The 22882-nt window shown below is 69.3% G+C and carries 20 protein-coding genes and 2 pseudogenes; 7 read left to right on the forward strand and 15 right to left on the reverse strand.

All coding sequences use genetic code 11. From position 1 onward, the window contains the following. The first annotated feature begins 5 nt into the window (after positions 1 to 5). A complete protein-coding gene (locus tag ACWJ6R_RS01625; protein ID WP_449060481.1) occupies positions 6 to 575 on the forward strand; it encodes a TMEM165/GDT1 family protein in 570 nt (189 codons plus the stop codon). Here the strand turns inward: ACWJ6R_RS01625 and ACWJ6R_RS01630 are convergent. After that, positions 568 to 918, reverse strand: coding sequence for an HGxxPAAW family protein (locus tag ACWJ6R_RS01630; RefSeq protein ID WP_449060482.1), 351 nt, complete (start codon positions 916 to 918; stop codon positions 568 to 570). The genes ACWJ6R_RS01625 and ACWJ6R_RS01630 overlap by 8 nt on opposite strands. A gap of 90 nt (positions 919 to 1008) precedes the next feature. Here ACWJ6R_RS01630 and ACWJ6R_RS01635 point away from each other — a divergent pair, with 90 nt between their 5' ends. Beyond that, positions 1009 to 1500, forward strand: coding sequence for a MarR family winged helix-turn-helix transcriptional regulator (locus ACWJ6R_RS01635; RefSeq protein WP_449060483.1), 492 nt, complete (start codon positions 1009 to 1011; stop codon positions 1498 to 1500). Between the two features lie 131 nt (positions 1501 to 1631). Here the strand turns inward: ACWJ6R_RS01635 and ACWJ6R_RS01640 are convergent, their stop codons facing one another. The 9 genes from ACWJ6R_RS01640 to ACWJ6R_RS01680 all read right to left on the reverse strand — a co-directional run bounded on the left by ACWJ6R_RS01640 (position 1632) and on the right by ACWJ6R_RS01680 (position 14091). After that, positions 1632 to 1799, reverse strand: a complete 168-nt coding sequence (locus tag ACWJ6R_RS01640) for a LuxR C-terminal-related transcriptional regulator (protein ID WP_449060484.1) — start codon at positions 1797 to 1799, stop codon at positions 1632 to 1634. Continuing rightward, positions 1724 to 4513 (reverse strand): ATP-binding protein, encoded by a 2790-nt coding sequence (locus ACWJ6R_RS01645; RefSeq protein WP_449060485.1) that lies wholly within the window; start codon positions 4511 to 4513, stop codon positions 1724 to 1726. Before ACWJ6R_RS01645 ends, ACWJ6R_RS01640 begins: the two co-directional genes overlap by 76 nt. A gap of 262 nt (positions 4514 to 4775) precedes the next feature. Further along, complete coding sequence (locus ACWJ6R_RS01650; RefSeq protein ID WP_449060486.1) at positions 4776 to 4943, reverse strand: hypothetical protein; 168 nt, start codon at positions 4941 to 4943, stop codon at positions 4776 to 4778. A gap of 143 nt (positions 4944 to 5086) precedes the next feature. Further along, entirely contained in the window at positions 5087 to 5746 is a 660-nt protein-coding gene (locus tag ACWJ6R_RS01655) for a hypothetical protein (protein WP_449060487.1), read from the reverse strand. Positions 5747 to 5911: 165 nt separating this feature from the next. Beyond that, positions 5912 to 6484, reverse strand: coding sequence for a hypothetical protein (locus ACWJ6R_RS01660; RefSeq protein ID WP_449060488.1), 573 nt, complete (start codon positions 6482 to 6484; stop codon positions 5912 to 5914). A 175-nt stretch (positions 6485 to 6659) separates the two neighbouring features. Beyond that, positions 6660 to 7580: a DNA-processing protein DprA gene (locus tag ACWJ6R_RS01665; RefSeq protein WP_449060489.1), complete on the reverse strand. Its 921-nt coding sequence runs from the start codon at positions 7578 to 7580 to the stop codon at positions 6660 to 6662. Positions 7581 to 7679: 99 nt separating this feature from the next. Further along, a complete protein-coding gene (locus tag ACWJ6R_RS01670) occupies positions 7680 to 9185 on the reverse strand; it encodes an N-6 DNA methylase (protein ID WP_449060490.1) in 1506 nt (501 codons plus the stop codon). Further along, positions 9182 to 10543, reverse strand: a complete 1362-nt coding sequence (locus ACWJ6R_RS01675) for a restriction endonuclease subunit S (RefSeq protein WP_449060491.1) — start codon at positions 10541 to 10543, stop codon at positions 9182 to 9184. Before ACWJ6R_RS01675 ends, ACWJ6R_RS01670 begins: the two co-directional genes overlap by 4 nt. Further along, the gene (locus ACWJ6R_RS01680; protein ID WP_449060492.1) at positions 10540 to 14091 is read right to left on the reverse strand and encodes a DEAD/DEAH box helicase family protein; all 3552 of its coding nucleotides are present in this window, start codon (positions 14089 to 14091) and stop codon (positions 10540 to 10542) included. Before ACWJ6R_RS01680 ends, ACWJ6R_RS01675 begins: the two co-directional genes overlap by 4 nt. Before the next feature lie 339 nt (positions 14092 to 14430). On the opposite strand from ACWJ6R_RS01680, the gene deoC reads away from it, so the two are divergent. The 3 genes and pseudogenes from deoC to ACWJ6R_RS01695 all read left to right on the forward strand — a co-directional run bounded on the left by deoC (position 14431) and on the right by ACWJ6R_RS01695 (position 17953). Continuing rightward, on the forward strand, positions 14431 to 15387 hold the full coding sequence (gene deoC / locus ACWJ6R_RS01685) for a deoxyribose-phosphate aldolase (protein ID WP_449060493.1): 957 nt from the start codon (positions 14431 to 14433) through the stop codon (positions 15385 to 15387). Positions 15388 to 15396: 9 nt separating this feature from the next. Then, entirely contained in the window at positions 15397 to 16821 is a 1425-nt protein-coding gene (locus ACWJ6R_RS01690) for an aldehyde dehydrogenase family protein (RefSeq protein WP_449060494.1), read from the forward strand. A gap of 191 nt (positions 16822 to 17012) precedes the next feature. Next, positions 17013 to 17953, forward strand: a pseudogene (locus ACWJ6R_RS01695) (aldehyde dehydrogenase family protein). Positions 17954 to 17978: 25 nt separating this feature from the next. On the opposite strand, the gene ACWJ6R_RS01700 reads toward ACWJ6R_RS01695, so the two are convergent. From ACWJ6R_RS01700 to ACWJ6R_RS01715, 4 genes are read right to left on the reverse strand one after another with little or no spacing between them, the layout of a single operon-like run. Continuing rightward, on the reverse strand, positions 17979 to 18263 hold the full coding sequence (locus ACWJ6R_RS01700; protein ID WP_449060495.1) for an amidase family protein: 285 nt from the start codon (positions 18261 to 18263) through the stop codon (positions 17979 to 17981). Continuing rightward, a complete protein-coding gene (locus tag ACWJ6R_RS01705; RefSeq protein WP_449060496.1) occupies positions 18173 to 19384 on the reverse strand; it encodes an amidase family protein in 1212 nt (403 codons plus the stop codon). The genes ACWJ6R_RS01700 and ACWJ6R_RS01705 overlap by 91 nt, the downstream gene beginning before the upstream one ends. Positions 19385 to 19432: 48 nt before the next feature. Further along, positions 19433 to 19615 carry a hypothetical protein gene (locus ACWJ6R_RS01710; protein ID WP_449060497.1) on the reverse strand — a complete coding sequence of 61 codons (183 nt, stop codon included), beginning with the start codon at positions 19613 to 19615 and terminating at the stop codon, positions 19433 to 19435. A gap of 4 nt (positions 19616 to 19619) precedes the next feature. Next, positions 19620 to 20483 (reverse strand): SPFH domain-containing protein, encoded by an 864-nt coding sequence (locus tag ACWJ6R_RS01715; RefSeq protein ID WP_449060498.1) that lies wholly within the window; start codon positions 20481 to 20483, stop codon positions 19620 to 19622. Positions 20484 to 20661: 178 nt separating this feature from the next. On the opposite strand from ACWJ6R_RS01715, the gene ACWJ6R_RS01720 reads away from it, so the two are divergent. After that, positions 20662 to 21363: a hypothetical protein gene (locus ACWJ6R_RS01720; protein WP_449060499.1), complete on the forward strand. Its 702-nt coding sequence runs from the start codon at positions 20662 to 20664 to the stop codon at positions 21361 to 21363. 112 nt (positions 21364 to 21475) lie between these two features. On the opposite strand, the gene ACWJ6R_RS01725 is transcribed toward ACWJ6R_RS01720, so the two are convergent. Further along, entirely contained in the window at positions 21476 to 21937 is a 462-nt protein-coding gene (locus ACWJ6R_RS01725) for an ATP-dependent helicase C-terminal domain-containing protein (RefSeq protein WP_449060500.1), read from the reverse strand. Between the two features lie 173 nt (positions 21938 to 22110). Between ACWJ6R_RS01725 and ACWJ6R_RS01730 the strand changes: the two are divergent. After that, positions 22111 to 22882: pseudogene (locus ACWJ6R_RS01730) on the forward strand (hypothetical protein); the annotation flags it as partial.

Below are 22882 nucleotides of genomic sequence, written 5' to 3' on the forward strand. Positions count from 1 at the left end.
CCCCGTTGGAAGCGTTCTGGATCAGTCTCGCTGTGATCTTCGTCGCCGAGCTCGGCGACAAGAGCCAGCTCATGGCGATGACCTTCGCCACCCGGTTCAAGCCGTGGCCGGTCCTGGCCGGCATCACCCTGGCCACCGCGGTGGTCCACCTCGTCAGCGTCGGTCTCGGCGGGCTGCTCGGCGACTTCCTCCCCACCACCGCCATCACGATCGTGGCGGGCATCGCCTTCCTCGGCTTCGCGCTGTGGACGCTTCGCGGCGACGAGTTGACCGAGGAGGAGGCGGCCAAGGCCAAGCGCACCACCCGGTCGGCGATCATCGCGGTGACCGTGGCGTTCTTCCTGGCCGAACTCGGCGACAAGACCATGCTCGCCACCATCACCCTGGCCACCCAGCACGGCTGGTTCGGCACCTGGATCGGCTCGACGGTCGGCATGGTCGCCGCCGACGCGCTGGCCATCGCGGTCGGCCGCCTGCTCGGCAAGAACCTGCCGGAGAAGGTCATCCGGTACGGCGCCGCCGCCGCGTTCGCGGTCTTCGGCGTGCTCCTGCTGCTTGAGCCGGTGCTCACCTGATCGGCATGATCCCCGGCTGGGGGACGTGCCGCCGGGCGGCCCCCACCGGTCCTCCGGCCAGGCGGCACGCGAGGCAGTCGGCGTGGGCCGTCATCGGGTCCCTCAGCCTCCAGTCCCACTGGTCCGCGGGCCGGGGTCCGCTGGGCTTGCCCCAGCCCATCAGGTGCAGCACCCACGTGACCGCTCCGGCGGCCGCGATGATCCCCGCTCCCAGCCAGACACCGGGGAGCCACGTCGCGCACATGGACGCCCCGACGGTCGCGGATCCGGTGAGGGCGACGCCGCACCCGGTCCAGCCCGCGACCGTGTGGCCCAGGTCGTAGTCGCCGTGCGTTCCGCTCATGACTCTCCTCGATGGGACACGATGTCCGGCGTAGAGTGGATGAAGATTTATCTCACTTACTAAATATCTTAGATGCTAAGGAGAATGGTCGTGGAAGGCAAGCCCCGTCCTGAGGCGTCGAGCGCCGAGGCGCTGGCAGGCATGGATCGGCTCATCGCGCTGAGCATCGTCGGGCAGCACGACATCGCCCAGCGGCTGGGCCTGAACGTCACCGATCTGACCTGCCTGGCCCACATCTGGGACGCCGGGGACGAGCCCCTGACCGCCGGCGACCTCGCGGAGAAGGCCAACCTGACCACCGGCGCGATCACCGGGGTCGTCAACCGTCTCGAACAGGCCGGTTACGCCCACCGCCAGGCCGATCCCGCGGACCGCAGGCGGGTGCGGATCGTCGCGGACGCCTCCGCCGCGGCCCGGGTCGCCGTGGTCTACCAGCCCTTCTACGACCGGCTCTCCGAGGTGTTCGCCGACTATTCACCCGACGAGATCGCCGTGCTGGCCGAGTGGTTCACCCGTGCCGCGGACGCGATGCGCGTCTCGCTGGAGGAGATCCGCGGAGGACGCTCCCCGGCCGCGCCCTGACCTGCTCCGGTCGGGTCCTGGCCGGGTCCTGGCCGGGTCCTGGCCGCGCCTTGGACGGAGATCCGGGACGGGGCCGAGGAGATCCGAGAAGGGACCCGGAAAAGGGGCCCGAGGAGGGCTCCGGGGATGTCTCAGCCGATCAGGGCCAGGCGGTGGGCGGCCGCGGCGGCCTCGCCGCGGGTCGAGACGCCGAGCTTGCCCAGGATGTTGGAGACGTGCACGCTCACCGTCTTGGCCGAGATGAACAGCTCCGCGGCGATGTCCCGGTTGGAGCGTCCCTGCGCGACGAGCCGGAGCACCTCCTGCTCGCGCGGGGTGAGCGCGACGGCGTCCGCGACCCCCTCCGCCGCCTCCCGCGCCCCGGTGCGAGCACGGCGCCGACCCGGCGGGCCAGGGACTCGATCTCGGCGATCAGCGGCCGGGCCGACAGCGCCTCCGCGATCGGATGGGCCGTGCGGAGCCGTACGGCGGCGCCCTCGCGGTCGCCCGCCGCCGCGGCGGCGCGGGCCGACTGGAGCAGCGACGAGGCGCGCAGGAACGGCCGGTCCAGCCGCTCCCAGGCGGAGGCCGCGGCGTCGTGGTCGCCGGTGAGGCAGCACCGGTAGGCCTCGGCGACCGGGCCGTCCGCGGTCATCGCGGCGGTGGTCTCCTCGATCCGGCCGCGCAGCGCCGCCGCCCGCTCGGGCGCGATCGGGCCGGCGGCCTCGCACACCGCGGCGATCTGGGCGGCCAGCCGCCAGCCCAGCTCGGGCTTGCTCAGGATGTGCGCCTCCAGCGTGACCCTCTCTGCCACGTCGAGGGCGGCCGCCGGCTCGCCCTCCAGCAGGTGCAGCCGCATCGCCAGGCAGGCGTTGACCACCGCCTCCTGGGTGAACTCCGCCTGCTCGGGGGAGAAGGCCAGCTCGGCCAGGACGGCCCTGAGCACGCCGGTCTCGCCGCGGACGGCGGCCACCGCCGCCCGGCTCCGGTTCAGGTGGTGCCGGTCACGCGTGGCGGGATCCCTGGCGAGCTCCCGCTCGACCAGCTGGGCCGCCTCGTCGAAGCGGCCCAGCGACACCAGCGCCTCGGCCCGGTTGTTGGCGATGAAGGCGCCGTGGGCGCGGTAGCGGCCGTACTTCCTGGCCAGCCTCTCACCCTCCAGCGCGAGCTCGACGGCCTCGGCCGAGCGGCCCAGGTTGACGAGCGCGTCCACGGTGTTGGCCAGGGCGCGCAGCACGATCCGGCCGGAGCCCAGGCGCCTGCCGATCTCCATCGCGGTCTCGTTGGCCTCGACCAGGAGGTGGAGCCGGCCCGCGATCGAGTGGCCCACCCCCAGGTTGAGCAGGAGATCGGCTTCCAGGCACTCGTCACCGTGGGCGCGGGCGATGGCCAGCGCCTCCTCGGTGAGCGCGGTCCCCTCGTCCACCTCGCTGCGGAACATCAGGTAGGAGCCGAGCCTGGCCAGCACCTGGGCGCGGGCCAGGCCGGGACCGGGCACCAGCCGCTCGGCGTAGCGGAGGTCGTCGAGCGCCCCCGGCTTCCGCTTGGCCAGCTTGAGCTGCGAGAGCCGTACGACCAGCTCGGCCACCCGTTCCGGTTCCGCCGCCTCGTCCAGCTCGGCGAGGGCGGCCTTGACGAACTTCGTGCCGCGGTCGAGCTCCCCGCAGGCGTAGGCGGCCTCCGAGGCCTGCTCCAGCACCGTGGTGTGGTCCGCGCCGATCCGCGCCGAGGCGTCGGGGACCTTGCTCCACAGCGCGAGCACCCGCTCCAGCAGCTGCACCTTCTCGTTGTAGGCGAAGGTCCGCGCGGCCTTCTGCGCGGCCTCCCAGGCCGAGACGAGGGCCCACAGGTCGTCGCGGGCGGAGTACCAGTGGTGGGCGATCTCGATGGCGGCGCGGCCCGGCGGGACCAGGGCGCGGTCCCGCTCGATCTCCTCGGCGAAGCGGGCGTGCAGCCGTACGTGCTCGCCGGGCAGCAGCTCGTCGTGCACGGCCTCGCGGATCAGCGCGTGCCGGAAGGCGTACGCGCGGCCGTCGGCGACCTGGATCACGTTGGCCGCGACGGCGGGCCGGATCGCGTCCTCCAGCTCCACGTCGGACAGGCCGCTGACGGCGGCGAGCAGGTCGTGGCCGACCCGGATGCCGCCCGCGGCGGCGACGCGCAGCACGCGCTGGGTCTCGTCCGGCAGCCGCTCGACCGAGCCGATGATCAGGTCGTGCAGGGAGTCGGGGAAGGAGCAGTCGTCGCACTCCATCAGCGCCTCGACGAACAGCGGGATGCCCTCGCTGCGCCGGTAGACCTCGCCGACCCGGGCGAACTCCGGGAGCGTGCCCAGGATGCCCGCCATCTGCGCGGCCACCTCGTCCTGGGTGAGCCGGGGCAGGTCCATCCGCAGGACCCCGTCCACCCGGCCGAGCTCGGCGAGCACCGGCCGGAGCGGGTGCTGGCGGTGCAGGTCGTCGGAGCGGTAGGTGAGGACCATCAGGACCGGCGCGGCGCTCAGGTTGCGGCTGAGGAAGGCGATCAGGTCGCGGCTGGACCGGTCGGCCCAGTGGATGTCCTCGATGACGAGGACGACCGGGCGCTGCTCGGCCAGGCGCTCCAGCAGGGTCAGGATCTGCTCGAAGAGCCGGGCCCGCGCGGTCTCGCTCTCCACGTCGCCGCTGGGCTCGCCGAACTCGGGCAGCAGCCGGGCCAGGTCGCGGGCCGCGCCGTCCGGCAGCAGCGCCGCCACCTCGTCGGCTCCCCGCTCGCGGACCAGCTGGCGGATCGCGGCGGTGAAGGGCGCGTAGGCGAGGCCCTCGGTGGACAGCTCCACGCAGCCGCCGGCCAGCACCCGGGCGCCGTCGAGCGCGGCCCGCTCGGCGAAGCACGCGACCAGGCGGCTCTTGCCGACCCCCGCCTCGCCGCCGAGCAGCACCGCGGCGGCGTTCTTCTTCCGCGCCTGCTCGAAGGCCTCGGCCAGATCCGCGAGCTCCCTCTCCCGCCCCACGAAGACGGGGCTCACCGCCCGACCCATCATGTTTTCCAGCATGTCATGTCTTCTGTCGTGATTCCTCCGTTTAAACCGGAGGGCCGCCCGCCGGGAAGCCGCGCGCCCCGTCGGCGGGACGCCCGCGGCGGCGAAGACGCCCCTGCGGGCGGGGACGCCTGCGGAGGCGGAGGCACGTCCGCGGAGGCAGAACCCCTGCGGGGGAAGAACCTCTGCGAAGGCGGAATCCCTGCGGAGCAGGACTCCTACGGAGGCAGAGATGCCCGGCCGGGCAGAGGCGTGCGGCCGGGCTCTCGTACGGACCTCATGCGGCGCTGGTCTTGCCGAAGAAGCGCAGGCTCCTGCGGAGACCGCCCTCGGAACGGACCTTGCGGGCGGACTGGACCTCGCGCGCCCGGCGGTGCGCGGCCGCCTCCTCGCGGAGCTCGGCGTTGCGGTTGATCATTACCTGGAAGTGAATCTCGGGACCCATGTCGGGCTCCTCCTTGAAGCGGTGCGATTTCCTTACACACTCAAGGTTCGTCCTAAGGCCCCTTGCCCCGCATCGGACAGATGCCTTATCTCAAGCGGTGAATGCGGCCTGAGAGGCACCTAAGGCAACCCTAGGCAGGCACATCAACGCGGGCACACGTAATGGGTTAGGACATCGGCGAGCTGATCGATCCAGTCGACAGCTTCTCGCGCCTCGTCTGCTCTCATCGGACGCCGCTGGCCCTGGCTGTCGAGATCGGCCTGGTGGGCAATGGAGTTCCGCCGGGCCGCGATGGTGCTGTCGTGGAACTCCTTCGCCTCGGTCAGGCTCATCCCGGCCGCCTGAGCGACCTTGCCCCAGATCATGTCCTTGGAGTCATCGGTGAGGAGTTGGACTCCTCGGGTGATGCCTTCGACACTGTGGTAGCTGTCGCGCCGTAGCTCCTCGGTGAGGTAGTCGTGGAGGACTTCGCCTCTTTCTTTCTTGAGCATGCCGTCCACGGCCGCGAAGGGCAGCTTCAACTTGAGCAGACGTTGGGGACGCGGTGTGGTGACGCTCCGGACGAGGATGGCGGCGCGTTTCGGGATCTCCAGATGGAGCCAGTGCTCCATGGCCGAGACTGCCTGGCTCCAGGCAGCCCGGTAGAGGTCCTCGGGGTGGGCTGCCACGAGGGTGCCTTCACTGATGAGGCCGACCTGTTTGATCTTTTCGATCGCCTCGCCGCCAGTGATCATCCCGCGTGCGAACGTGAGGTTCGCCCGAAAGAGATCATGGGGGGTTGCACGTTCCAGGGGATCGGTCACGCTAACTCCCGAGTCGTAGCGCTCGGTGACCACCCTCATGTCTAATGCGTCCGACTAATCGGGTATGTCACCTTCTCCAGGAGAAGACTTTAACCCCTCTAAGGGATTTATGATCAAGCTCATTCGACCGGACTGGCTCGGCTCTGTACCGATCATGCGGACTCGTCAGTGGACGGGGCATGTGCCGAGGTGGAACGGATGTTCGTCGATCGAGCGGAGGAGAGGTTGCCAAGGCTTCCAGTCGGGATTGATATGGCGGCCAAGCACTACGGTCACGACCTTGGCGGCACCGGCGTTCTTGAGCGTGTAGGCGGCGGACTGCACCCGGGAGCCCGTGGTCCAGGTGTCGTCCAGCAGGAGTACACCGGCGCCACGCAGGGATCCGCCGGGTGCGTCCACGGGCGGAGCGTTGAACCGGTCGGTACGGAACTCCCGTAGTTCGGCAGGATGCCTGGGGTCGGCCACGAGGTCGACCCAGGGCAGGGTGATGTGGCTGCCGGCCAGGCGCTTCAGGGGGTGCTCTCCGGGCCGTCGCCGGGTGCTGGGGACGACTGCGGCATGGGTCAGGGACGAGGTGCCCGCCGCGTCGAGCAGGCAGGGAAGGTGGTCGCGTAGAAAGACCAGCAGCAGAGCGAGGAGGTTGGCACGCGCCTCAGGCGCGTCGAAGGACCCCTTGTACGCGTACAGGGCGTGGTTGTGCTGCTGCTTGCGGATGGAGTATGAGATCGGAGCAACCACGTCCGAGATCTGGCCCCGGGCGGCCTGACGGTGGCTCTCGCAGGCAATGCAGCGAATGTATCCCGCATTGGCGGGTCCACGGCAGACGCCGCATACCCCGGTCTGGGGAGGGAGAAGATTGCGGAGGTAGTGGACTTGCTGCTGGACCCGGGCGCGAAGGCCGCTCCACGGGTCGTCAACGGCTCCAGGCAAATTGAGGGATCTCCGGAAGGGCTTCGGGACCGGTGTCGAGTGTGTGGATCAACGTCTCAACGATCAAGAGTAGCTCCTGAAGGCCCGAGACGACATGCACACCGGGTTTCTGTGCCATCTCACGCGCCCAGTCATGCATGAGCAGTTCTGTTGGTATGACCACCGGGCGACCGTGCTCCAGGGCAAGCCGGGCCTGGATCCGCGCCCCGCTCTTCCACGGAGCTTCGACCACGACGGTGGCGGCAGCGTAACCGCTCATCACCGCGTTGCGCATCGGGAAGCTCTGCTTCGTCGGGGACGCATCGGGCCAGAACTGGCTGATGACCAGTCCCTCGCGAGTGATCTGCTCCTGGAGCGGGCGGTTCTCTGGTGGATAGAACCGACTGATGCCCGTGCCGACCACGGCGACCGTACGGCCGCCAGCCGCTAGCGCCGCACGATGGGCGGCAGAGTCGATGCCGCGCGCGAGCCCGCTGACCACCGTCACGTCGTTCCGGGCGAGCTCGGTCGCGATCGACGCCGCCACCTGCAGGCCGCGCTCGCTGGCTTGCCGGGTGCCCACTACGGCGATGGCCCGCTGGTCCCGGACAAGGGATCCCTTGCTGAAGAGCAGCGGAGGCATCTGATGGATGCCCCGGAGCCGTACGGGATAGCGATCATCGAAGAAGGCACACACCGTGATGCCTTCGGCCTCCCATGCGGCGAGTTGCTTCAAGGCCTCGGCGAGGACGGACTCGAACCGTCCCGTGTCCGGGAACAACGTGTCGCGCCCGCTGAGATGCCGGTCGAGCACGGTCAGCGCGCTATCGGCCTCAAGAACCTCGAACGTGATCTCGGACCACCTGATGCCGGGCAGCCGCAGGAGCGCGACCAGCGCAGCCCGTTCTCGCAGCTTCTCTCCCATGCCTCCGATGCTAGGCGAGCCGGGCCGGACTTGAACATGTGTTTGTATCACGTGTGCCGACACGGAAGGATTGTGGGGGCTCATGGTTCCCAATCAGTCCTACATCCCGGCAGCCTGGTCGGGAAGGTCGTGGTCCTGTCCCGAGGACTTCAGCGCCTTCAGCGACTCGGTGATCGCGGTGAACTCGGCGAGGGCGGCCTCCAGCTCGTTCACGATCTCCTGGGCGATCACATCGGGGTCATCGAAGGTGTCGGCTGAGTCGTCCCGCATGAAGGTGAGGTTCAGGTCGACCTTGTCACGGGTGATCAGATCGGTGTAGCCGTACTTCTTGAACTGCTCCGTCTCGATCCGGGTACTATGCCGCTCCCCGGGCCGATAGCACTTGATGAAGTCGTCGAGATGCTTGCTGGCCAGCGGATTCTTCTTTGGGGTGAAATTCTGACCCGTCCGCAGGTCGTAGACCCAGAGTTCCTTGGTGTGGGGTGCACCGTCGGCGCGGGGTGGCTTCTTGTCGAAGAAGAGCACGTTGGCCTTGACACCGTTGGCGTAGAAGAGGCCCTTATCCGGCAGACGGAGCAGCGTGTGTACGTCACAGCGCTGAAGTAGTTCGCGTCGGATCGTCGTGCCCTGCCCGTCGAAGAGCACGTTGTCGGGCAGGACCACCGCGGCCTTACCACCTGTCTTCAGACAGGTGTAGATGTGCTGGAGGAAGTTGAGCTGTTTGTTGGTCGTCTCGACCCAAAGCTCCTGTCGCGATTTGGCGTAATTCTCGCCGGTGATCGTTCCTGTTCCGAAGGGAGGATTGGCGAGCACGATGTCAGCGAACCTGGTCGGAGGCTTGGCGAGCGCGTCACGGATCTCGATCAGCTCTTCCCCGTTGGGGTGGCCGATTCCATGCAGCAGCATGTTCATCGACGCCAGCCGTGCCGTCTCCCGGACGAGTTCGACGCCCCAGATCGCCCCATTGCTGAGCTTGCGCCGGCTGTCGGCGTCCAGGTCGCTCTCATGAGTGCGGACGATGTAGTCGTAGGCGGCGATCAGAAAGCCACCGGTGCCGCAGGCCGGGTCGAATACGGTGTCCTTCGGGCCGGGCTGGACGCAGCGGACCATCGCGTCGATGATCGGGCGTGGTGTGAAGTACTGCCCGGCACCGGTCTTGCGGTCCTCAGCACCTCGCTGGAGCAGCCCTTCGTAGGCGTCTCCCTTGACGTCGGTGTCCTCGCTCGACCAGTGGTAGGGGTCGATCAGATCCTTGACCAGCCGCTTAAGGATCGCCGGCTCCTGGATTTTATTCTTGGCACCTTTGAAGATCGCGCCGAGCATGCCCTTCTTCTTCGCCAGCTCCGCGAGGACGTGCTCGTACTGTTCAAGTAGATCGTCGGCGTCCTCGTAGAGGATGCTGGCCCAGTCCAGCCCTTCGGGCACGATCCGCTCTGGCCGGATCCGTCGGTTCGCCCGTTCGTGCGCCATCTTCAGGAAGAGCAGATAGGTGAGTTGCTCGACGTAGTCGAGGGTGGAGACACCGCTGTGCCGCAGTAGCTCACAGTAGCTCCACAGCCGGTTGACTAGGCCACGCGGATCGAGACTTTCAGCGGCGGTGCTCACGACAGCAGGTTCCCCTCGACTCCGGCACCCTTAGATGTGGTGCTCTTCCTCACACGGCGTGCGCGCTTGGTCTTCGACGCTGCCGCCTGTTCCGCCCGGACTCGCTCCAGCATTACTGCGGCTGGCTCGTCATCTGGATACTGAGGTGTCAATCTCCCTGTAAATGCTGATTTGAGGATGGACTGCCGTAATTTATCTGCGTGTTTGAGGGTGCTTTTGATGGTTGAACGCATTAGTTCAACCTCGAAGAGTCTTGCCGATATATCGGCAACTATTCTCTTCTGTTCGCCGATTGGGGGTATCGGAAACTCAACTGACTTGAGCCGACCTGCCGAAAGATGGGCGATGTTGGTGGTGATCCTGACTTCGCGGATGAAGCGGCCTGCGTGCATATGACGGCGGAAGACCAGGAGTGCCCACTCCGGGTCGATTCCATCCTTTGCCTGGAACCTCAAGAGGCTGTTCGTAAAGGCGACGTTTGGTGGGTCACCTCGATACATCGCAGGTCGTCCGAGATACTCAGGGCTCTGGCCTTCGTTGAGGAGGATATCACCTGGATGGAGCTGGAATTTCTCGAACGCGTCCGGAGAAAAATCCATCTCCATTAGGCTGGTGGTATCGATGTAGTCTTCGAAGACATTCGCTACGCGGAGGTATGGCCTCATGTTTTTGCCTTTATGCCAGGCGGGATGGCGCTGGCGACCCAGCTCAATTTTTCCTGCCTCTCCAGTGGTTATGACTTCCCAATGTCGAGGGCCGGGAATTGGAACTGCGGATATGATGATCTTCTTGGTCAGGTCATCGAGGCGCTGTAGGGCGATGTCGAGTCTCGATACTGAAGCCTCCATGCGAGAGAGATGGTATTCAATCGAGGCGGTAATTCGTTGCTGTTCTGCCGGTGGTGGTAGCAGGATGGGCCATGAACGCAAAATTGTTTGACTGATGTTCTGTTGAGTTGCTCCCTTCCCTTGCTGTGTCAAGGCATCTCGCTGAGACCGCAAGTACCAGAATAGGTATTTGCTGGAGAGGATTTTTTGGTTGGGGATAGCGAATGCGATTGCCTGATTTGTAGCGAGTTTGCGGGAGGCGATTCCAAGCTTTCCGATCGAGCCGTACATGGCGATCAACACGGTGCCCTCTGGGACTAGCTTGGCGGAGCTGTTCTCGAGGCCGATGCTCGTTATTGAATTTGCTGTGGACGTCACAACGCCATCGGTTAGGTCGCCGATCACGGCCCATGGGATATCACCGCCGTAATAGCGTTTATCGCCAGCTTTGGGCGTGCCGCCACTGCCCCAGATCGCCACGTCTTCAAGCTTTGCTCGAACCCAGTTAGGCGGTAGATCTTCTAGGGTCATGCGGTGAGATCCTGATCCAGTTCATCGAGGATGGCCTCGGCTCTGTCGTCGCCGAAAGCCTTGAGGAAGCCGTCGACGCCGTTACGGCGGCTGAACGGCACGTTGTCCAGGTCAGACGCGTCGAAGCGTACCGTTTCGGCGGTGGTGCGGGTGATGTTCTCCAGCCACCACATCTGGTCGCCGGTGAACCGGGCGCCGGCCTGCTCCTGGCGGGCGAGCCAGTCGCGGAAGCGCTCTTCGATGACCGAGGCATACGGTCGGGGCCGCTCGTCGAGGCCGAGCTCGAAGCGGACGATGGAGACCAGGTCGGCGACGCCGCTCCGGGCGCCGTCGTGGCTGACGGCGATCCCGGCCTGCTCGTAGGCCTTCCACAGCACGTCGTGGGTCCACCGGCGGGGCGGGCGGGCCAGCCGGGCGGCGATCTCCTTCAGCTCGGCGAACACCTCGGCCGGGGGCCTGCTCCGCTGGGCATAGGCCAGATGCCAGGCGGTGATCTCGTCGCGGTTCTCCTCCAAGTACTCCCGCCAACTGGTCACCATGGACTTGGCCGTCTCGGGGGTGACGACGGCCTCGGCGGAGATCACCCGGTCGGAGTTGACCTCGTCGAAGAGGATGTCCATGGCACGCCGGATCTCCAGCAGTCGCTTACGGAGTTCGGGATTGCGCTCCAGTGGTTCGAGTGACGCACGGAGCAGTTCCTGAACGGCCTTCTCGCCGCCGTGGGCCTTGGCCTCCTCCTGCGCGTCGACGGAGACGGCATCCGTCATAGCGCGGACGATCTGCCGCAGGGGCTGCCCGGCAATGTGCTCGATCTCCACCTTCTCCTGGGGACGTTCGTTGAGGTCCTTGTCCAGGCGGGCGAGGCGGGAGGCCAGAGTGGAGATCTCGTCGCCGGTGCACTCACCGGTGGCGGCCTTGCGCAGCAGCTTCTCAAGACTGTCCCGCTTGGCCGAGTCAGGATCACGGTCGAGCGGTGCCGCGTCGACCTTGGGGTTCTCGGTGACACCGATGGCGTCCACGATCACGAACCGCGTCTTCTCTCCGGCATGCGGGGTGACCGACTCGAACTCGGCTTTGGCGATGGTGCGAGCTCCACGCCCCTTCATCTGCTCGAAGTAGGCCCAGCTCTTCACATCCCGAAGGAAGATCAAGCACTCCAGGGCCTTCACGTCGGTCCCAGTGGCGATCATGTCCACGGTCACGGCGATACGGAGCTGGGCGGAGTTCCGGAACTGCGACAGAAGCTCACCGGGTTTCTTCGCCTTGTGGGTGATCTTCACGCAGAAGTCGTTGCCCTTGCCGAAGGCGTCCCGGACGGCCTCGACGATCTGGTCGGCATGCTCGTCGTTCTTGGCGAAGATGAGCGTCTTGGGGACCATGCGCTTGCCGGTCGCGATCCGGGAGCGCTCAGGGAAGATCTCGGTGTAGAGCTTGTCGCGGAAGGTCTCGATGACGGTCTTCAACTGGCCCTTGCTCATGACCCGCACACCGACGTCGCGTGAGCCGTACTCGAAGTCGTCGTCCAGGTCCCGGTATCGCTGTCTGCGCGTGCGGCGGTCTTTGACCGGCACCCGAGTCCCGGCCTCGATCAGCGCACCGGACTCGGATATCTCAGTCTTGATCCGGAACACGTCGAAGTCGACGTTGACGTTGTCGGCGACGGCCTGCTCGTAGGTGTACTCGCTGACCAGATTCCCGCGGAAGAACCCGTAGGTCTGAGCGACCGGGGTAGCGGTCAGCCCGATCAGGGGTGCGTCGAAATACTCCAGGACCGAACGCCACTTCCCGTAGATCGAGCGGTGGCACTCGTCCACGATGACCAGGTCGAACGATTCAGGCGGGAAGTCGGGGTTGTAGCCCACGGTAACGTCTTCATCGGTGTCATAGTCGTCCAGCCCCGCGTCGTCTTCCTGAGGGATCGGTCTGCCGGACAGACCGAGGTAGAGGCGCTGGATGGTGGAGACGACGACGCTGGAGGAGGCCAGCATGTCGCTCCCGGTCAGCTGCTGCACGTTGTAGAGATCGGTGAACTTCCGGCCGTCTTCGGGGAGGGTGTAGTTCTCGAACTCGGTGCGCGCCTGGGTGCCGAGGTTGTTCCGGTCGACCAGAAACAGGATCCGCCCGGCTTTCGCATACCTTAGCAGCCGGTAGGAAAAGGTGGCTGCGGTGTAGGTCTTTCCTGCACCGGTGGCCATCTGGATCAGTGCGCGTTCCCGTCCGGCCGCGAGCGAGGCCTCCACTCCGTTGACCGCCTGGATCTGCGCCGGGCGCAGTCCCTCGCTGATTAACTCGGGCAGGCGCCGACGCAGCTTGGCCCGGTAGGTCGGGGCCTGAGGATCGGTCTGGGCGTCGTGCATCCACCGGGCCAGGGTGTCGGGCCGATGGAAGAAGAAGACGCTCCGGGACCGCGAGTCGGGGTCCAGGATGTTACGGAACCGAGTCAACCCGCCATCGCTGGCATACCGGAAGGGCAGGCTGTCGCGCCAGGCGTTCCGGCGCTGTCCGGCGGTGAGGTTCTCGGCGTACCGATCGGCCTGCTGCTCGGCGGCGGCCAAGTCCGCGCCCTCACGCTTGGCCTCGATGACGCCGACGAGCTTGCGGTCCACGTACAGCAGGTAGTCCGCCCTGCCGGCCTTCGTGGTGACCTCGCGGACGGCGACACCTTTCCCAGCCCACAGGTCCAGACCCGTTCCGGCATCCTGCACTGACCAGCCAGCCCAGGTGAGCATCTTGTCCAGCTGTACCCGGACCTGCGCCTCGTTGAGGGGTTCACGAGCCGCGGCCTCGGCGTTGACGAGTAGCTTCTCGCGCTCTTCCACCGTCGTGCTGCGGGTGGAAGCTTTGAACTCCTGCCGAAGGTTCTCCAGCTCACCGCGCATCGCGGAGACCAGTTCCGCCAGTTGGGCCTGGGCGGCGTGAGCGCGAGCCAGTTCGACTTCGGCAGCCTTCCGGGCGTCCTCGGCCGCCTGCTCGCGTGAGGTCTTGTTCGCGTAAGTGAGCCGGGCCTCTTCGAGAGCCTTCTGCGCCTCTCTGAAATCTCTACGCAGAGCTGCGATCTCGGTGCTGTCCGCTTCCGTGGTCGCCTGTTGCTCCGGTGGCCGGGGAGGCACGAAGGGGAGCTGATCGCGATTACCGGTCAGCAGCCGGTGAAACCAGACACCCAGCCGGAAACATGTCCGGACCGCTTCGAAGGCGGTGCGCTGCGCCGCCGGGGTGTTCTCAGCCGCCAGCCCATCATGGACGGCCTTGTTGCCGATACTGCGGATGTGGTCGAACGCCTGACCAACCTGTCCATGAAGGAAGCCCTCACGCTCCAGGGCGTGTAGCCGGTCGACCTGGCGCTCGCCCTCGACGCGCACCTGGCCCCGCCGTACCAGATCCGTGGCGAGGACTTCGCCGAACTGGCGGGCTTTGAACAGGGCGACGTTCGGATCGGTGAAGACAGCGGCCTCGGCACCCGCGCCGTAGAGGACGAGGAGCGGTTCATGAACGATGAGGTAGCCGAAGTTCGGTGATCGCTCGGCCAGGTCCTTGACCTGCTTCCCCATCCGGACTCCCGGTTGTCTCACGTTTTCCATGGTCGGTGCAGCCTTGCAGGCTATAGCAAAAGACATACCAATCGCACCATCCGTAACCATTTTCAATGGTCAAACGGACGAGCTGAGGAGGTTGATTTGGATCATGAAAATATGCTGTGCCGTCCTCCTGCCCGAGGGCTCCTCCGCATGCCGTACCACTGCCCTGAGGAACTCCAGGGCGGGCCGTGACCATGTCCGGTCCGTTTCGTCGCTGAACTCGGCGAATGTTCACGAAAACCCGTTACCGGTCTCGGCCATGTCCAGTTTGGAACTGAACACACGAGTCGGCATGCTGGAGTGGTGTCAACCATGACTACTCCGCTCGCTGACGTGGCCTCGTCCGACGCCACGCTGCGAGCCTTCCTGCACGGCCTGCCCGGTGTCGACCGGGTGGGCGCGGACCAGCGAGCCGTGATGCTCGGTACCCGGTCGATCAAGACGACCGCCAAGGCGGAGGCCGTCGACCTGGCCATCCGCATGGTGGACCTGACGACCCTGGAGGGCGCGGACACGCCCGGCAAGGTCCGCGCGATGTGCGCCAAGGCCGCCCACCCCGATCCGAGCGACCCGTCCGTGCCCAAGGTGGCCGCGGTCTGCGTCTATCCCGACCTGGTGGCCCTGGCGGCGGACGCGCTCGCGGGCTCCGGCGTGAAGGTGGCCAGCGTCGCCACCGCGTTCCCGAGCGGCCGCTCGTCGCTGGACGTCAAGGTCGCCGACACCGCGCTCGCGGTGGCCGCCGGCGCCGACGAGATCGACATGGTCATCGACCGGGGCGCGTTCCTGTCGGGCGGCTACGCGAAGGTCTTCGAGGAGATCGTCGCGATCAAGGCCGCCTGCGCCCGCCCCGGGGGCGGGCACGACGCGCACCTCAAGGTGATCCTGGAGACCGGCGAGCTCGCGACCTACGACAACGTACGGCGTGCGTCCTGGCTGGCGATGCTGGCCGGCGCCGACTTCATCAAGACCTCCACGGGCAAGGTCCAGCCCGCCGCCACGCTCCCGGTCACGCTGATCATGCTGGAGGCGGTCCGGGACTTCCTGGCGGCGACCGGCCGCAAGGTCGGGGTGAAGCCCGCGGGCGGCATCCGGACCACCAAGGACGCGATCAAGATGCTCGTCCTGGTCAACGAGACCGTCGGCGAGGGCTGGCTGGACCCCGACTGGTTCCGCCTGGGCGCCTCCACCCTGCTCAACGACCTGCTGATGCAGCGCCAGAAGATGGCGACCGGCCGGTACGCGGGCCCCGACTACTTCACTCTCGACTGAGGCGTTCACATGTTTGAATACGCACCGGCGCCCGAGTCGCGGGACGTCGTCGACATCAAGTCGTCCTACGGGCTGTTCATCGACGGCGAGTTCACCGACGGGGCGGGCGCCGCCTTCAAGACGATCAACCCCGCGACCGAGGAGACCCTGGCCGAGGTGGCCGCGGCCTCCGAGGCCGACGTGGACCGCGCCGTCCGGGCCGCACGCAGGGCGTTCGGCGCCTGGTCGGCGATGCCCGGCTCCGAGCGGGCCAAGTACCTGTTCCGGATCGCCCGCATCATCCAGGAGCGCTCGCGCGAGCTGGCGGTGCTGGAGACGCTGGACAACGGCAAGCCGATCCGCGAGGCGCGCGACGTGGACCTGCCGCTGGTCGCCGCGCACTTCTTCTACTACGCGGGCTGGGCCGACAAGCTCGGCCACGCCGGCTACGGGCCGGACCCGAGGCCGCTGGGCGTGGCCGGCCAGGTCATCCCGTGGAACTTCCCGCTGCTCATGCTCGCCTGGAAGGTCGCCCCGGCGCTGGCCTGCGGCAACACGGTGGTGCTCAAGCCCGCCGAGACGACGCCGCTGACCGCGCTGCTCTTCGCGGAGATCTGCCGCCAGGCCGACCTCCCGCCGGGTGTGGTGAACATCGTCACCGGCGCCGGGGAGACCGGCGCGGCCGTGGTGAACCACCCGGACGTGAACAAGGTCGCCTTCACCGGCTCCACCGAGGTCGGCCGCCTCATCGCGCGCAGCGTGGCGGGTTCCGGCAAGAAGGTCACCCTGGAGCTGGGCGGCAAGGCCGCCAACATCGTCTTCGACGACGCCGCGATCGACCAGGCCGTCGAGGGCATCGTCGACGGCATCTTCTTCAACCAGGGCCACGTCTGCTGCGCGGGCTCCCGGCTGCTGGTCCAGGAGTCGATCGCCGACGACCTGCTGGAGGCGCTCAAGCGCCGCCTGAGCAGGCTCCGGCTCGGCGACCCGCTGGACAAGAACACCGACATCGGCGCGATCAACTCCGCCGAGCAGCTCGCCCGGGTCCGCGAGCTGTCCGACATCGGCGAGGCGGAGGGCGCCGAGCGCTGGTCCCCGGCGTGCGAGATCCCGGGCCGGGGCTTCTGGTTCCCGCCGACGATCTTCACCGGGGTCGCCCAGTCGCACCGGATCGCCCGCGACGAGGTCTTCGGCCCGGTCCTGGCCATGCTGACCTTCCGTACCCCGGCCGAGGCCGTGGAGAAGGCCAACAACACCCCGTACGGCCTGTCGGCCGGAGTGTGGACGGAGAAGGGCTCGCGCATCCTGTGGATGGCCGACCGGCTCCGCGCGGGCGTGGTGTGGGCCAACACCTTCAACAAGTTCGACCCCACCTCGCCGTTCGGCGGCTACAAGGAGTCCGGTTACGGCCGGGAGGGCGGACGGCACGGGCTGGAGGCGTACCTCGATGTGTGAATACCGGAGGTCGGGACCCGGCGGGTCCAGGGCCCGCCGCTCCCAGAGCACCCGGGGCCACGGCTTCGCCCGCGCCGGTCGCCCGGCGCTGCGGGGCTGGTTCGCCCACCGGTGCGGGGTGAGCCGCTGCGGTCAGGTCTTCGTGCCGGTACGGCTGGCACAGCAGCAGAGCACGTGGAGAGGGCGCGGAAATGACTGACGCGGAGCAGCCGGGCAAGGCGCGGGCGGGAAAGGCGCGGGCGGGCAAGGAGCCGGGCGGGCGCGAGCGCTCGCCGGAGTCCGGGCCCGGGCGGCTGGCCGTACGGAAGACGTACAAGCTGTACATCGGCGGGGCGTTCCCGCGGTCGGAGAGCGGAAGGTCCTACCCCGTGGCCTCCTCTGAGGGCGAGTTCCTGGCCAACGCCTCGAAGGCCTCCCGCAAGGACGCCCGCGACGCGGTCGTCGCCGCCCGCAAGGCCTTCGGCGGCTGGTCGGGCGCGACGGCCTACAACCGGGGGCAGATCCTCTACCGGATCGCCGAGATGCTGGAGAGCCGCCGGGCGCAGTTCGCCGCGGAGCTGGCCGAGACGGGCGCCGAGCGGCCCGGCGAGGTCGTGGACGCGGCGGTCGACCGGCTGGTCTGGTACGCCGGGTGGTCGGACAAGATCACCTCGGTGGCGGGGGCGGCCAACCCGGTCGCCGGGCCGTACTTCAACCTCTCCTCGCCGGAGCCGACCGGCGTGGTCGCGGTGATCGCGCCGGACGAGCCGCTGCTGGGGCTGGTCTCGGTGATCGCCCCGGTGATCGTCACCGGCAACACGTGCGTGGTGGTCGCCAGCGAGCGGGCGCCGCTCCCGGCGATCACGCTGGCCGAGGTGCTCGCCACCTCGGACCTGCCCGGCGGCGTGGTGAACGTCCTCACCGGCTCGGTGAAGGAGATCGCCCCCTGGCTGGCCGCGCACATGGACGTCAACGCCCTCGACCTCACCGGCGTGGCCGACGCGGACCTGGCGGTGGCGTGCGAGCGGGCCGCGGCGGAGAACCTCAAGCGGGTGCTCCGCCCGTCCGCCCCGGACTGGTCGGCGACCCCGGCGTCCGCCGGATGACGGCCTTCCTGGAGACCAAGACGGTCTGGCACCCGACGGGCGTCTGACCCTTTCCCGCCGCGTCCTGCCCGTTCAGCGGGGCGGGGCGTGGCGGGGCCAGGGCTGGGCGGCCTCGATCTGGGCGGCCAGGGTGAGCAGCTGGGCCTCGCCGCCGGGGGCGGCGACGAGTTGCACGCCGATGGGCAGGCCGGTGGAGTGCCTGCCGTACGGGACGGTCATGGCGGGCCAGCCGGCCAGGTTCCAGGGGGCGGTGGCGGGGGCGTAGGTCAGGTTGGCACGGGCGTTGGCCAGCAGGCCGCGCTCGCCCCAGCGGGCGGCGGGCGGCGGGACCGCGGCGAGCGCCGGGGTGACGAGCACGTCGGCGTTGCCGAACCACTGGTCGGCGCCGTGGGCCCGCCAGCGGTCGCGCCCCTTGGCCCCGTCCGCGCCGAACCGGGCGAGGAGCCTCCCGGTGCGGGCCAGGGCCTTCGTGCGCCGTTCCAGCCTGCGGCGGTCGAGGCCGGCGACGTCCTCGCGGGCGCACGCGAACCAGGCGGCCACCGCGGCGGAACCGAGCCAGACGGCAGCCGGGCGTCGTGCTCCACGACCGTGTGCCCGGCTTCGCCGAGGGCGCGCGCGGCGCCGGTCACCGACTGCTGGAACTCCTCGTCCACCGCGAACCCCGGCGGGAGCGGCCGCGGCGCGACGGCGACCCGGAGCCGCACCGGCTCGGACGGGAGCAGCCCGCCCGGGTAGTCGTCGATCGTCTCCCCCACCCGCAGGGACTCGATCCGGTCGGGTGTGGCCAGGGACATGTCGCCGGCCATTACGGCGAGGGCGAGGGCGAGGTCGGCCACCGTCGTGGCGAGCGGGCCGTTCTCCGACATGGCGTGCCAGTCGTGCTCGGGCGGCGGGACCAGGCCGTGACCGGGCTTGATCGTGACGAGGCCGCAGCAGGCGGCCGGGATGCGCAGCGAGCCGAGCCCGTCGTTGCCGTGGGCCAGCGGGACCATCCCCGCCGCCACGGCCGCGGCGCTCCCGCCGGACGACCCGCCGGCGGTGCGGGCCGGATCCCAGGGGTTGCGCGCCGTGCCGTACACGCTGTCGGAGAAGCCGGCCAGGCAGAGCTCCGGCACGTTGGTGAGGCCGACGACCACCGCGCCCGCCGCGCGGAGCCTGGCCACCACGGGGTGGTCCTCGCGCTCGGGCGCGTCCGACGTGGCGGCCGAGCCGTTGCGGAGCGTCTCACCGCGGACCGCGACGTTGTCCTTGACCGCCACGGGCACCCCGGCGAGCGGCAGCTCCGCCAGGTCCCCGCGCTCCTGTACGGCGTGCGCCTCGGCGAGCGCGGCCTCGGCCCTGACCGTGCGGAACGCCCCGATGCGCCCGTCGCGTTCGGCGATCGCACCGAGGTGCTCCTCGACGACCCGCGGGGCCGTGGCCTTTCCCTGCCGCACGGCCTCCGCGATCTCCGCTGCGGATCTCCCCACCCACGACATACACCGAGTGTGGTCCTGCGGGCACTCCGAGGGGAAGCGCCCTATGTCTCAATCGGGTGACTTGTCGTCCTCCGGCGCCCTGCGCGGCTCGCGGCCCGCCTCCTTGAGCGCCCGGCGCAGGGCGTACTCGATCTGGGCGTTGACGCTGCGCAGGTCGTCGGCCGCCCACCTGGCGATCGCCTCGTAGACGGCCGGATCGAGCCGGAGCAGGAGCTTCTTGCGCTCGGCCATGCCGTCAGGAATAGAGGCTGCCGGCGTTGACCACCGGCTGGGTCGCCCGGTCGCCGCACAGGACGACCAGGAGGTTGGAGACCATCTGCGCCTTGCGCTCCTCGTCCAGATCCACCACGCCCTCCTCGGCCAGCTTGTCCAGCGCGAGCCGGACCATGCCCACGGCGCCGGACACGATGTGCGTGCGGGCCGCGACGACCTGGGCGGCCTGCTGGCGGACCAGCATCGCCTGGGCGATCTCCGGAGCATAGGCGAGATGGGTGATCCGCGCCTCCAGGACCTCGATGCCGGCGAGGTCGGTGCGCTCGCGCAGCTCGGCGGTGAGCTCCCCGGCCACCTCGGCGCCGTCGCGCAGGCTGGTCCGGCCCTCCTCGTGGGCGTCGTAGGGGTGGCTGGTGGCCAGGTGGCGGACGGCCGCCTCGGACTGGATCGCGACGTACTCCTCGTAGTCGTCGACGGAGAAGGCGGCCTTGGCGGTGTCGGTGACCTTGTAGACGACGACCGCGGCGATCTCGACCGGGTTGCCGTCGGCGTCGTTGACCTTGAGCTTGGCGGTCTCGAAGTTGCGCACCCTCAGGGTGACGTGCTGCTTGGTGGTGAACGGCAGGACCCACTGGAAGCCCGTCTCCTTCACCGTGCCGACGTAGCGGCCGAGGAACTGCACGACCTTCGCCTCGTTGGGGTTGACCACGGTGAACCCGCTGAGCAGGACGAGCGCGGCCAGGCCCCACGGGCCCACGGTGCCCAGCAGCGCCACGGCCGAGTCGGTCCAGCCGGCCGACACCACGACCGCCGCCAGCGCCGCGCCCAGCGCCAGCAGGCCGATCAGGACGAGGAAGCCGTTGACCCGGAATGCGCGTCGTTCCATGAATCCCACCTCTGCTATCGGGGGTCTATCGAAGTGATATCACCACGATAGCCCATAGGGTGGCGGGGTGCGCAAGCCGTACGGCGGGCGGGGCGCGCGAGCGGTACGGCGGGCGGCGTCCCCGGCCGGGCACGGGCCTGCAAGTGAGTCCCAAGTGCGCCCCCGCACACTGGGAGGCATGTGGTTCCTCGATCGCACGGCACGCCAGCTACGACGTCATCCCGCCCTGCTCACCTACCGGCCCCCTGAGCCGGCCCGGCTGGAGAGCCTGCTCCGCCAGTACGACCCCGACCTGACGTCGTCGGGGGACTGGTTCGTCGTGCGGGGGACCAGGGTCCGCTGGGTCGAGCTCACCGAGGACCGCGCCGCCAGGGCGCGCGTGCCCGCCGACCGGCGCGGGGCGATCATCGCCTGCGGCGGCGGGCACCGGACCGCGGGGACCTTCCTGCTGAACGGCCTGGCCAGCCGCCTGGGCGGGGCGCTGCACCCGCCGAAGGAGCACGACGACCACGTGGACGTCGAGGTGAACCTGGGCGGCCGCGCCGCGCTCGACTGCGAGGAGGTGGCCCACCTGGTGCGCCCGGTCCTCGGTGAGCGGGCCGTCGAGCATGACCACGAGCTGGGCCTGTGCCGGATCGGCGGCGAGGACGAGCGCCTCCAGGTGCACTACAGCCATCCGGAGCCCGACTGGACGGACGACACCGACCACCTGGTCGACCTGGAGCTCCGCCCCGACGGCCCGGACGACCCGGAGCTGGAACGCCTCTACCAGGCCGCCGTGGCCCTCGCCGCGGCCCTCGGCGGCACCATCCGCTCCAAGGACATGCCCGTCACCCGGTTCGAGGACATCGTCCCCACCCGGGACCGCCTGCCGGCTTGAGGGCCTGGAGCCGCTTGACGGCCCGCTTGACGGCCCGCTTGACGGCCTGAGACCGCCTGGCGGCCTGGGACTGCCTGGCGGCCTGGGACCGCTTGACGGTCCGGGGACGGGCTCAGCGGCGCGGGTTGGCGCGGCGGGTGGCGACGGCGGACAGGGGGTCCTCGGGCCAGGGATGCCGGGGGTAGCGGCCCCGCAGCTCGGCGCGGACCGCGCGGTAGCCCTCCCGCCAGAAGGAGGCCAGGTCCGAGGTGACCGCGGCCGGGCGGCCCGCCGGGGAGAGCAGGTGCACCACCGGGGCGACCCCGGCGATCCGCGGGGCGTCGTCCCAGCCGAACAGCTCCTGCAGCTTGGCGGCGAGGACCGGCCGCTCACCGGAGTAGTCGATCCTGATCCGGGACCCGCTCGGCACCTCGATCCGCTCGGGGGCCGTCTCGTCCAGCCGGGCGCTCCACGGGACCAGTCGGCGCAGGGCCGTAGCCGCGTCGAGGCGCTCCAGGTCGGCGCGGCGGCGGGCCCGGGACAGCTCGGGCTCCAGCCAGAGGTCGGCGGCCTCGACCAGGGCGGCGTCGTCCACGGCGGGCCAGGGTCGCCGAGCGCGCGCCGGCAGAAGGCCAGGCGCTCGCGCAGGGCGGTGGCCTCGGGGGTCCAGCGCAGGAGTGACGGGCCTTCGGCGCGCAGGCCGTCCAGGAGGGCGGGCCTGACGTCGGCGTCGCGCAGGGGGACCGAGGAGAGCTCGACGGCGCCGAGGTGCTCGACCCGGCGGGCCGTGACGTCCCCCTTGCGCTCGCCCGGCGGGACGCGCCAGACGACCTCGTCCGCGACGGAGTACAGGGGTGCGGCGGCGGATCTGGCGGTCTCCTCGTCGATCACGACGGCCTGCCTGATCCGCGCCGCCGCCGAGCCCGCGGGCCGGTCCGCGACCGCGACCGCGAGCCACTCCGCGGTGCCGAGCCGGGAGCCCGCGGGCAGTTCCGCGGCGGTCCCCGAGGCCATCAGGTAGGCCCCGCCCCGCCGCCTGGCGACCCGCTCCGGGTAGGCCAGCGCCACCACCAGCCCGGCGGTCTCGTCGTCGGTCCGCTCTCCGGTCCGGCCCCCGCTTCCGCGGCCGTTCTCCCCCGGTACGGCACGGGCCAGGCGCCCGGCCTCCTGACGCCAGCGGGCGGAGAACCCGTCACCGCCTCGGCGGGCCGTACGCCAGACCGCGACCAGGTCGTCGCCCGCGTCGCGGGGGAGCTGCTCCGACAGCAGCGCGACGACCTCGGCGGCCCGCCCGCCGGCGTCGACGAGGGCTCTGGCCAGGCGCGGGTGGACGCCGGCCGCGGCCATCCGACGGCCTCGGTCGGTGACCCGGGCCTTGGAGAGGTCGGGAGCGCCCTCCGCTCCCGCGCCGTCCGCGCTGCCTGCGGTGCCCGGGGTCACGAGGGCGCCGAGGGCGTGCAGCGTGCGGTGCGCGGCCTCCAGCGCGGCGGGCGGCGGCGGGTCGAGCAGGGCCAGGCCCTGCGCGGCCGGGTCGCCCAGC

The sequence above is a fragment of the Planomonospora algeriensis genome (genome assembly GCF_977012225.1).

Coding starts and splice junctions, on each gene's coding strand:
- ACWJ6R_RS01630 (WP_449060482.1), bottom strand. CDS start 918: ATGAGCGGAACGCACGGCGACTACGACCTGGGCCACACGGTCGCGGGC.
- ACWJ6R_RS01645 (WP_449060485.1), bottom strand. CDS start 4,513: ATGCTGGAAAACATGATGGGTCGGGCGGTGAGCCCCGTCTTCGTGGGG.
- ACWJ6R_RS01650 (WP_449060486.1), bottom strand. CDS start 4,943: ATGGGTCCCGAGATTCACTTCCAGGTAATGATCAACCGCAACGCCGAG.
- ACWJ6R_RS01665 (WP_449060489.1), bottom strand. CDS start 7,580: ATGGGAGAGAAGCTGCGAGAACGGGCTGCGCTGGTCGCGCTCCTGCGG.
- ACWJ6R_RS01675 (WP_449060491.1), bottom strand. CDS start 10,543: ATGACCCTAGAAGATCTACCGCCTAACTGGGTTCGAGCAAAGCTTGAA.
- ACWJ6R_RS01680 (WP_449060492.1), bottom strand. CDS start 14,091: ATGGGGAAGCAGGTCAAGGACCTGGCCGAGCGATCACCGAACTTCGGC.
- deoC (WP_449060493.1), top strand. CDS start 14,431: ATGACTACTCCGCTCGCTGACGTGGCCTCGTCCGACGCCACGCTGCGA.
- ACWJ6R_RS01690 (WP_449060494.1), top strand. CDS start 15,397: ATGTTTGAATACGCACCGGCGCCCGAGTCGCGGGACGTCGTCGACATC.
- ACWJ6R_RS01705 (WP_449060496.1), bottom strand. CDS start 19,384: ATGTCGTGGGTGGGGAGATCCGCAGCGGAGATCGCGGAGGCCGTGCGG.
- ACWJ6R_RS01710 (WP_449060497.1), bottom strand. CDS start 19,615: ATGGCCGAGCGCAAGAAGCTCCTGCTCCGGCTCGATCCGGCCGTCTAC.
- ACWJ6R_RS01715 (WP_449060498.1), bottom strand. CDS start 20,483: ATGGAACGACGCGCATTCCGGGTCAACGGCTTCCTCGTCCTGATCGGC.
- ACWJ6R_RS01720 (WP_449060499.1), top strand. CDS start 20,662: ATGTGGTTCCTCGATCGCACGGCACGCCAGCTACGACGTCATCCCGCC.